This window comes from Chryseobacterium sp. HMWF035, assembly GCF_003094695.1.
GTDB lineage: Bacteria > Bacteroidota > Bacteroidia > Flavobacteriales > Weeksellaceae > Chryseobacterium > Chryseobacterium gambrini.
Window position 1 is genome coordinate 17,083 of the sequence record NZ_QEHP01000071.1, and the last position, 10,433, is coordinate 27,515.

Genomic DNA, 10,433 nt, shown 5'->3' on the forward strand with positions numbered 1-10,433 from the left:
AAAATTCCTTTTAATAAAAAAGAAAACTTTTAAATACTTTTAATATATATTTTAGTAATTCCCGAAAACCCTTTGCAGGTGGTCGTTTGAGTTAAAAATGACAGGAGTGCAATACCGCAATTGACAGGAGCGCAATACCGCAAAAACAAGAGTACAATACCGCAAAAACATCAATTATGTCCGAGCGCAATACCGCAAACAATTGGTGAATTCACCAAGATTTTTCCTAATTGCTGCTTTTGAGCTAAAAATTTGATATGGAAAAGAGCGCAATACCGCAAACCTGACGGTAAAAACTAAAATTTTAACATTTCCTTAACTCCAGAGAGTGCAATACCGCAATTGGAGAGAGCGCAATACCGCAAACACAGGAGTGCAATACCGCAAACTAAATTATATGATGACTGGATATGCATCCGGAAATCTTTTTCCGGTCTCTGATTCCCGGTAAACTTCAATAAGAAATTCTTGTAATTTCTGAAGAAAATAAATCCCTTTAATATTGGTAGAAGTTTTTCCTGTAATCCTATTTTCTTTAATAAATCTTTTGTAAGCTTCTTCGATCTGAAGCCTTATCTTTAAAATATTAGAATAACTATACAAGAATCTGGTTAAGTCAATATTTTCTAAATAATACCGCTGTCTAAAATATCTTATTCTTCGATTTATAAGTCTAACATCATTAGCCTTCTCTGTTAGAAGTCCTTCTTCAATATTCTTATTTAAATACGGAATAATTGAAATTGCATCATGTTCGTACTTATAATTGAATGATAGGTGATTTAATTTATTGAGGTTTAATCTGATTGGCTTCAAAAACTTAATACAGAAATCATTTGAATTCTTATAATTAAGATTAAACTTCTGATTAAAAGTCGAAAGTTTCAGAGTCGTACCATTTTCAGGAATCTTCGATAACCAGATTGCAAACAAAACGTGTTTGTTATTTCTGATTTTATAAACCAATTCATACATTATATGATTATATTCTGTTAAGACAATCAATTTTTTAAGCCAAAAACTACTTATTAAAAAAGAAGTGTATCCTCTTTCTTCATAGCTAGGCAAAGAGATTAATCCACCAAAAGTTTTAATATCCTTACCTGCTATATTTTTTGATGTGTACCAACCCATTCTGAACTTTGTAAGATATTCATATGCTTCAACAATTTGTTTACTGGATCTTTTTTCTGAAATCTTTCTGTTTCTGATTTTCATAGAGATAAAAACATTATTTTCAGTTTCGAATTCTTCATCAAAAAAAGTGAGTTGTCTTACTTGCTTTTCAGGCATAAACTGATCATTTCTAAGAATTGAGATTATGTTGAAAATAATTCTTAATGCATTTATGGGTATATCGGTTGCTTTATTATCCTGAAACAAAAAGTCATCGGCAAATTGGTTCCCTATTCTTATAAACTCAGCCTTCTCAATGTCATCATAGCTCTTCTTAACAATTTTTCTACTTTGATCGGAAACCATATGTGTCATTTTTAATTTCTCCTTAACGCTTTAAAAATTTTTTGAAAAATTGAAATTGTTCTTGAAAATAATTTCTCTAACGTTTCACTAAAATTTTCTCTGTAATACTTGTCTACGAAATTTTCCTGCACCAGAATGTTACAAGCTAATCTCCGGAGATGGTGTCTTGATAGTTCCGGATTACTTTGAATAGAATTCAAAAATTCTTTCCTGGCTGTATTATTAGGTAGAGAATCTAGCTGTTTAATTAGTTTGTGTAATTCGTTCATTACAATTCTGGCTATTTACGATTTCTTCTACCGTATTCCAGAAGCTCTTTTCTCGAATAGTAAAATCTCCCACTGAAATTATAATAAGGAAGATTCTTATTTTTTCTCCAGTCGATAATTGTAGGAATAGAAACGTGTAGGAATTTTGAAGCTTCGGTCTGAGAAATTAGATCTTCAGGCTGACTTTCTTCATTTTTTGAAGGGGCTATAAAACCCTGCGCTTTATTGAGAATAATCTCAACTGCTTTTTCTAAATCATTCTTAGAATGTGAATAAAGTTGTATTGACATTTTAATAAACTTTTATTGGTTTTTCTAATGCCAAAGTTCAATTTTAAAAAGACAAAAAAATAAATTCCGTTAAAAAACGGAATTTAAAAATATTATAAAATAATGATTATCAGTTGAATAATTTCAAATCATTAAATTTTTATCGGATTAATGAGTTTAGCTCGTTTTGTATTTTTCTGTCTAATTTAAATCTCTCCATTCTATGCGCTCTATCGATAGAAGTATTTTTATCTTCTTCAGGTTTATTGGCAAAATGTGTTAATAAGTACTGTAAATCAGAAATACTGTAATCAAATTCAATACTCTTGTAATTTCTAAAGAAACGCATAATATATTTTATATTTTCAACAGTGAGTTCATTGGTTGTTGGAAATACTGTAATAGATTCATCAGTAATAAACTTAAATAGATCTTTAAAATCTTTCTTCAGTTGTTTGTTGCCATACAAGCATTTGTCAATAAAACCATCAAACAAAATAATAGTCTTTTTAAGATCGATATTCACTTTAAGTAAATTTTTGTATTTACTACTATTGAGCATATTTTTAATGTCATTTTTTAAAAGGTTTTCTTCGTCAACTTCATCAATGTGAGTAAGTAGTTCCTTATAACCATAAACACTATGGAAAATATTAATATCATCATGAAAATAATATTTTTTATTATAATCTTTTACAAATTCCAAGTCAGGTAATTCAAAATCTATTGAAACAATAAAAAAAGTAATATAGTAGCGAGGATCATATTTATTCAGTTTTCGTGGAAAAAAAAATCTGTCTAAATGTTTTAGTAGTTCATCATTTTCATCTGCATAACGTAATGCACGAAATCTAAAATTAAAGTAGTTATAACATTTAATATAGTTATATTTTGTTCTCGAAGTGATTTCTGCAAAGACCAAATGAATTTTATTATTAATAATTTGAAAATTATCAATAATTTTTTTTTTATCAAAAAAATTGAATTTCTCTGAAATAACATTCATATGATTCTGTAATTCTTTAGTGCCTTTGAATAAAAAAGGATAAAGATTAATTACATCTAAGTCATTAAAAGCAATATCATAGTTTAAAAATTCTGCTTTTCCGTAAAAAGAATGATCTTGATATCGTTCCATTACTAGTCTCATTATTTTATTAATTTCTATATTAAAAAATATATCAATAATACATATAACACTATCATTATTCGTGAGTTTGTATTCGATATTAACATCTTCAGGAAAAGAATTATCTGGAGGGATGATTCTACCATACTCACCATATGCCGGATCAAATATTGAACAGTTTCCTGTCATATAACCATTCGTTTCTATCATAAATAATAATCCCATCACTGATAATAGATGATCCGAATATTTATGAAGAATTTCATGATTCCTATTTATAAATTTTTCATGCTCTTTAAATAAAAAGAAAAATTTTTCTGAAGAACCTAAATATGAAATTTCTTCATATTTTTCTAAAATTGAATATGTCCGTGAATCCTTTTCTAAATAAGTCCTTAAAATATCAACAGATTCAGGTGTAATATATTTTAATATTGTTAAGTCGTCTATTTCCATGCCTTATCCATTTGATCGTCTGTAAATGCCTCTGTAACCTTCATATATTTATCTAAAACAGCATCTTTTTTAATATTAGCAATCTTCTTAATTGCTTTCGGCTCCATTCCTAATAAAAGAGAATTTGTAATAAATGTTTTCCTGGCTGTATGACTTGTAATAAATTTACATTTAGGCTTAGTTAAAGATTTTTTTTGATTGCCTACAAACCAATGTATAGTGAAAGGCTGCGTAATTTCAGCTTTCTCACAACATTCTTTAATATAATCATTGAATTTTTGTGATGAAATATGAGGTAATGGCTCGTAGATAGTACCTTTATACTTATTCAAAATCTCTTTAGCGTATTTATTTAGCTTGATAGCATGATTTTGAGTTTTAGTCTTTTGGATTGAAAGGATAATATGTTCTTCAGAAATATTTGCCAGGTGAAGCTTTGAAAGATCGGAAAATCTTAATCCAGTAAAGCACCCCATACAATAAAAATCTCTTACATGGCTTAATCGCTCACTTTCAAATTCTTTATTATAAAGAATCATCAGCTCTTCAAAAGTTAGATAAACGATATCGATATCATGTTCAGAAGCTTTGAAATCTTCGAATTTCCGGTTTTCGTTATAGCCTTTTTTAATACTCCATCGAAGCATTGTTTTAATTACAGCAATAATTTTAGCAAAGTAATTATTCTTTATTTCTTTTTCAAAAAAACAGTACTTTGATAATTCTTCAAAAAAATAATCATCAATACTATCAAACTCAATTTTAAAATTCTTGTCATTTTGAAATTCCTCAAGAAAGTTTTTAACCGTATTTTGAGCTTTCGTTGTATTATAGGCTTTTGAAAGTTTGCCAATCTCAATAAATTCTTTAAAACAATCAAAGAAGTCAAAATGGGCGGTTTTGATTTCTTCTTCACTATCATATTTCTTCAGGAATAGTTCTTTGGAGAACTCTAGCTTATTTGCCCGGAAAAAGAAAAAAATATCATTTATTTTCTCTTCAGCTTTCTGAAGTTTATCATTCAAAAATTGATAATTATTACTTGGTTCTTTTTTAGCGTTCGGTTTAACTCTGGAACCGCTCCAATATTTTTCCAATACTGAAACGCCTACATTTTTCCTTATTCTTTCTCCTTCAGCTCTAACAACAAACTGGACAGGTATTAATCCATTTGCATTAATTTTCTCTTTTCTTAATTCAAAACTTACTTTCATTACAATTAAACCTAAATTAAATAAATTAAAGGGTGGCTAAAAAGGTGGTTTATTTTGAAATTAAGTGAATGAAAAATCAGACAAAATTATAATTCAAAATTCTACACTATTCAAATATACTGATATTTAGATAGTTTAAGAACATTAAAATTGACTAAAAATATACGGTAGTTCGGTCCTGGGTACAAAAAAACCTCTGAAATCATTTGATTTTCAGAGGTTTTTGATTTTTAGGATGGTTGCTTGCCTAACGTTTTTAATATGTAAAGTCATTATTCAAAATAAAAACCGCCCCATTTAAAAACGAGACGGTTTATTTATTTAATTTTTAATGATTTTCTTAACCTTTATTATGTTCTTATCCGTTATTATTTTTAGCAGATACTCACCTTTAATTAAGTCATTAGCATTAATCGTTTTCTGCAATAAACTTCCTTGTTTGAGGAGTTTGCCAGATATATCATACAATTCATAAGATTTCAGACCTTCTCCCTTAACCGTAATGAAACTGTTAAAAGGATTTGGATAAACATCTATAATGTTATCTATTTCTACATCCGGATTTTTTTCCAAGGTATTTTTTGCTGTACGATTTGTACCTGTAATAATTCCTGTATTAGAAGCAGTTCCTAAAAGTTGTCCAAATTTGGATTCCTCTTTTACACATCTTACATTCATTGCATTCATCGGATGATTAATAAATGCATCATTCATTGATACTAGTTTGGATGAGGTAAGACTGTTTGTAAGAAAAGCCAGATTATAGGCGGTTCCATAGGAATTAGCAGATCTTAGTGTAGCTGTCCATACTCCTGAAATACCTAATTTCATAGCTGCAGATATCGCATCATTATTACTAAAGCCTCTAAATCCTGTTACGGGATAGTTTCCGATTTTATATTTCAGGTTCGGATTACTTGTATTAGCAGAATTACCAAACTGATATCCATAGACCGTGCTAGTATTTTTAACCGTATTGCCTAAATAATAAGGAACACCACCATTATAAATATCTGTTGGATTTTTAATCTCAAAATCCACTTCCTGTACAATCCCCATACTGTGAATTCTAAACGGATCTACTGATGCATTCTTTTTATAAAACCCATTATACCATGGAGAACTTCCTTTATTATCATCTAAATGATTCGGGTCATTAGGATCATTGTCCACTACTCCAATTGAAGTATCCGGAACTCTCCATCCTCCCGGACAAGGATCAAATACAGACTTAGATGCAGCATGCCCCCATCTGTCCATCATTTGGTTAGGAGTAGAATACAGCCAGTCTTGTCCATAAAAAGCATTAAGACTTGCACGGTTTGTATATTTTGTACCCGGAACCATAAAAGCCAAAGGATTTTCTGCAGAATATTTCAGATTATTCATGATGTTTTCTGCTTTAGTAATTCCAACATTACCATAATCTGTATCTCTTCGTTTGATATAGGTATTTCCATAGGTATTTCCCGTAAGTTCAGAAAACGATGATGGATATACATTTCCACTGGCATCAGGTCCTAATGAAGTCCAAATACTGTAATTTCCTGTAGCAGCCATTCCATTAGAGACAATTAGACCTGGAGTAATAAAGCTGGGTATAGGATCTTTTCTACCCCACTGATACTGCATTCCGCCAGAATTATTAATCATTGTTAATTCTGCCGGTGTTACAGATTCTGGATTTATGACATTCGGAAAAGCATCTGTAGCACCAAGATTTCTATCCATAAAGATATTTTTCATTGGCTGAGCTCCGGAATTTGTAAAATTAACATAATTGGCATTAGCAGGCAATAATACATCTTCTGTCTGATATGCAACTTCATCTACATTGGTATTGGTTACCCAAATATGCCAACTCCAGTAAGCAGGAGCAGAAACATTTCCGTTATGTAATGAAACTACCGCATTTCCGGATTGATCGGGAGCTACTTTTACCGAGATGTAAGCGTCTTTTATATTTTCCTTATTAGCTGGAGCATTAATTACTTTGATATTGGAGATTAAAGATCTGTTGTCTGACCAATAAACGTTTACTTTAAGATTACTGAAATCACGCATTCCATGATCTGAAAGATATTGATTATAAACAGAAAATGCTTTACTAATCGGAATTTTTATTTCTCTTTCTGTAGTCGCTCTTGTAACTAAATAACTATTTGGATCTTTAAGTCCTTCTGTATAATTTACATCCGTTGCGTTTGTAAAGAAACTGGTAGGGAAATCATATCCTTTTGCATATTTATCTTCTACACAACGGCATGCCATAGCTCCTGACAAAGCGCTAGATTCATATGCATGGGTATAATATCTACCTATCATATTTTGGTATGGCGGTGTAGCTGGATCGGGTTTTGATGTAAACTGTCCCGCATCTCCATACGCAGAGAAAAAGTATGAGTAAGGAGTAGATGAAGCAGTAACAGTTGCAGACTGAATAATAATTTCGTGAGGGTCCTGATGATAAAAATCACCGGTAGAGCCTACTACATACTTACCATTACCCGGATAAACCCCCATATTTCTCGGAAAACTTCCTGAATAGGTATTTGTAAAATCTATCCCTAAATTAGGATAAATTTTCACTCCCTTCAGAGCCTGATTAATTGTGGTTGGCTTAGTATTAACAAAAGATGCCAGATCATTCGCTGGACTGCCGGAATCTCTTCCCCATGGAGAAAAAGTATTGCTAACTGTTGTTGCAAATGTATTGTTGATATAAGACGGTACTCTCCAGTTATTCGGGCAAGGATCATAAGATGTTTTTGGTTTGTATGTATTGACAGTACTTCCTGCTGTATTGATAGCAAGCTGAGAATTATCTCCCCAAAGATCAGATTTTTTTCTTGTCGCATTATCTGTTCCTATGTTTTGAACAAACCATGCATGTCCGGCTACTGTATTTGTAAAAATAAGATCCAAAGGATTATTTACAGAATACTTAATATTACTATTAATATCACTGTAAGGTCTTTGCATACTGGTTATCTTATTCGTTGTTCCGTTTCCTGTATAATCATACAAATGTTTTTTTGTACCTATGGTTCCACTGATCTCGTATTTCGAGCTATCTTTATATTCAAAGGCAGGAAAAGGATCTTTTCTTCCCCACTGATACATTAACCCACCGGATTTATCCCAGTTATAACCGGTAAAGTCTTTATTTGTAGCACCAAGATTTCTGTCCATCCACTTCGGAGTAAACTTCTTTACCACTCCATTTTCTAGATAACTTGCTGTCTCTGCGCCCGCTCTAACATTTCCATAGGTTACTCCATTTGATGGATTATCTGTAACCCAAACATGCCAGCTCCAAATAATTTTATTATTAATTTTCAATGCTACAACAGCATTTCCCTCACCTTTTGCTTTATTTATCTCTACCTTAATTTTTGCATCCTCGCCGGATCCTTCCATTGGGAGACTATAATTTGTAGAACGGATAATACCGGCAACATCTTCCCAATAAACTTCTGCTGTTGGTGTACCATTAAGAACTGTGGCATCATTTAGCAACCCATTCTGATCTTTCCACATCGCATAGGCTTTTTTTACAGGAATATAAAATCCGTCATTATTCAGATTAGGATCGAAAATATAACTGTTGGGCGCCAATCTCCAATCTCTTGCTGCTGTAACATCTATTTTCCCGTTTAATGTTATCTGTCCACATCCCCCATTTGTAGCAACTGAATAATTAAATGTACCTACAGCCGTTGGTGTTCCGCTAATTGTAAGCGTATTATTATTTACAACCCCTGTAACTCCTGAAGGCAGACCGTTTACAACTATATTGGCAGCATTACTAAATGTGTAAACAATTGGCAGAATCGGTGTATTTACATCTACCGTCTGTGTATTGGATCCTGATGATAATGCTAAAGTTGCCGGAGGATTTACCACCACATCTATTTTTGCTCTTGCGCTCTCACAGCCGTTTACTGTTTGGCTTACATAGTAAGAAACTGCACCGGAGTTGGCTGTTGACGGTGTAGGCGCTGTAGCACTTCCCGTTCCTCCAGTAGCTGTTGTATACCACATTAACCCAGTTCCTGTAGCAGAAAGCGGAGAAGCTGTATCATTCTGACAATAAGTAATAGGTGTCGTTGTTCCGGGTGCATCCGGAGTAGCATTTACTATAACGTCTATTTTTGCTCTTTCTCCCTCACAGCCGTCAATAGTCTGGCTCACATAATATGATGTAGTACCTGAATTTGCTGTAGAAGGTGTTGGTGCTGTATTACTTCCCGTTCCTCCAGTAGCTGCTGTATACCATAACAATCCTGTTCCTGTAGCAGACAGCGAAGACGCTATGGTGTTCTGACAATAGGTTACAGGAGAATTTACCTCCGGTACAGGACTTGTACATGACTGTGGAGTATAGCTTACCAAACCATAAACATTCAGAGCGTTGGTTACCCCTCCATTATTTGTGTACAATTTTACTTTTATAATGTATGTTCCGGCAGAAAGCGGTTTATTCAAAACTTCCGGACTCCGTGAATTTAGCCAGCCTTTAGCCCCATCACTCATCCATGCGGTCTGTGTAATTAATTCTTCTGTATTAGGCGAAACATCTGTCCTAACGAGATAAGTCCAGTTTCTCACAAAGCTTAATGACCGGAAATTAAGCGTAGCATTAACGGCACCATTGGGTATTGTAAAACTCTTGCTGTAATAATAGTAATAGCCATCTCCTGCAGTAGCCCAACCATCTTTATCCGTAATCCATCTGCTTTGTGATGCACTGCCAGTAACCGTTAAGCCTGGAGAAGACCATCCCGGATAAGTATGTCTGGTTTTGGTATTTACCGGAGTCGTTTCCCCCGGTCTTACAACTGACCAATCCGGATCAGTTACGGAAACTCCGTCGGTGACATCCGGCGGCGGTGCATTCATCAGTGTACCATCATCATTTTTACCGGTACTCAGATCTATTGTTACAGTTTGGGACAATAAAAATCCCTGAAATAACAATAATGATAACAGAAATAATTTAATTTTCATTTGTTGTTTATTAATTTACACTACTCTTTTGAAGGATTTTCGTTTACTCCTGATTTTATAGGTTGATGTGATTTTTAAATTTTTTGATGTTTTTAGGCAGATTGACCAATTGGTATGCTATTCGGATTTAAAAAAATTCGAAAGACATTTTGAGCTTTGGTTTTTAATATTTAGAAACTTTAATAACAGATTATTCTTTATGCAAGACACAATATTAATTCTGACTTTGGTGAAATTTTATGTTCAAACTTATTTAAACATTTGGCTAGGTAAAATAAAATGTTCATCATATTTATAAATTTGGAATTCAATTTCATAAATAGTACAACAATTAAAACACTGATAAACAATATTTTAAAATTGAAATTAAAATATTATTACCGCAAAGATGCTTTTGGGTAAAAAAACATATGTTCTTTCGAAGATTGTTAAATTTTAAGTACATTTGAATAGAAAAAAACACATATGCTCTTAAAAAAAATACTCGTTATATTTTTTTTTATTTCTGTAAAAATTTATTCTCAAAGCCTAACTGATCTAGAAGAATCATATAAGATCGACAGTTTAATAAAGAAAGATCAATGGGAACTTGTACATCACAAAC

5 protein-coding genes are annotated in these 10,433 nt (G+C 32.3%); all 5 read right to left on the bottom strand.

The window, feature by feature from the left end:
- Window positions 1-393: 393 nt before the first annotated feature.
- Entirely contained in the window at window positions 394-1,482 is a 1,089-nt protein-coding gene (locus DD829_RS11445; RefSeq protein WP_116547770.1) for a hypothetical protein, read from the bottom strand.
- 280 nt (window positions 1,483-1,762) lie between these two features.
- Window positions 1,763-2,041, bottom strand: a complete 279-nt coding sequence (locus DD829_RS11455) for a helix-turn-helix domain-containing protein (RefSeq protein WP_116547766.1) — start codon at window positions 2,039-2,041, stop codon at window positions 1,763-1,765.
- Window positions 2,042-2,180: 139 nt separating this feature from the next.
- Window positions 2,181-3,605: a hypothetical protein gene (locus DD829_RS11460; RefSeq protein WP_116547767.1), complete on the bottom strand. Its 1,425-nt coding sequence runs from the start codon at window positions 3,603-3,605 to the stop codon at window positions 2,181-2,183.
- Entirely contained in the window at window positions 3,596-4,819 is a 1,224-nt protein-coding gene (locus tag DD829_RS11465) for a site-specific integrase (protein ID WP_116547768.1), read from the bottom strand. The genes DD829_RS11460 and DD829_RS11465 overlap by 10 nt, the downstream gene beginning before the upstream one ends.
- 321 nt (window positions 4,820-5,140) lie before the next feature.
- The gene (locus tag DD829_RS11470) at window positions 5,141-9,829 is read right to left on the bottom strand and encodes a T9SS type A sorting domain-containing protein (RefSeq protein ID WP_116547769.1); all 4,689 of its coding nucleotides are present in this window, start codon (window positions 9,827-9,829) and stop codon (window positions 5,141-5,143) included.
- Between the last annotated feature and the right edge of the window lie 604 nt (window positions 9,830-10,433).

Bases quoted from the DNA above. Each gene is read 5' to 3' on its own strand.
- DD829_RS11445 (WP_116547770.1), bottom strand. From the start codon at position 1,482: ATGGTTTCCGATCAAAGTAGAAAAATTGTTAAGAAGAGCTATGATGAC.
- DD829_RS11455 (WP_116547766.1), bottom strand. From the start codon at position 2,041: ATGTCAATACAACTTTATTCACATTCTAAGAATGATTTAGAAAAAGCA.
- DD829_RS11460 (WP_116547767.1), bottom strand. From the start codon at position 3,605: ATGGAAATAGACGACTTAACAATATTAAAATATATTACACCTGAATCT.
- DD829_RS11465 (WP_116547768.1), bottom strand. From the start codon at position 4,819: ATGAAAGTAAGTTTTGAATTAAGAAAAGAGAAAATTAATGCAAATGGA.
- DD829_RS11470 (WP_116547769.1), bottom strand. From the start codon at position 9,829: ATGAAAATTAAATTATTTCTGTTATCATTATTGTTATTTCAGGGATTT.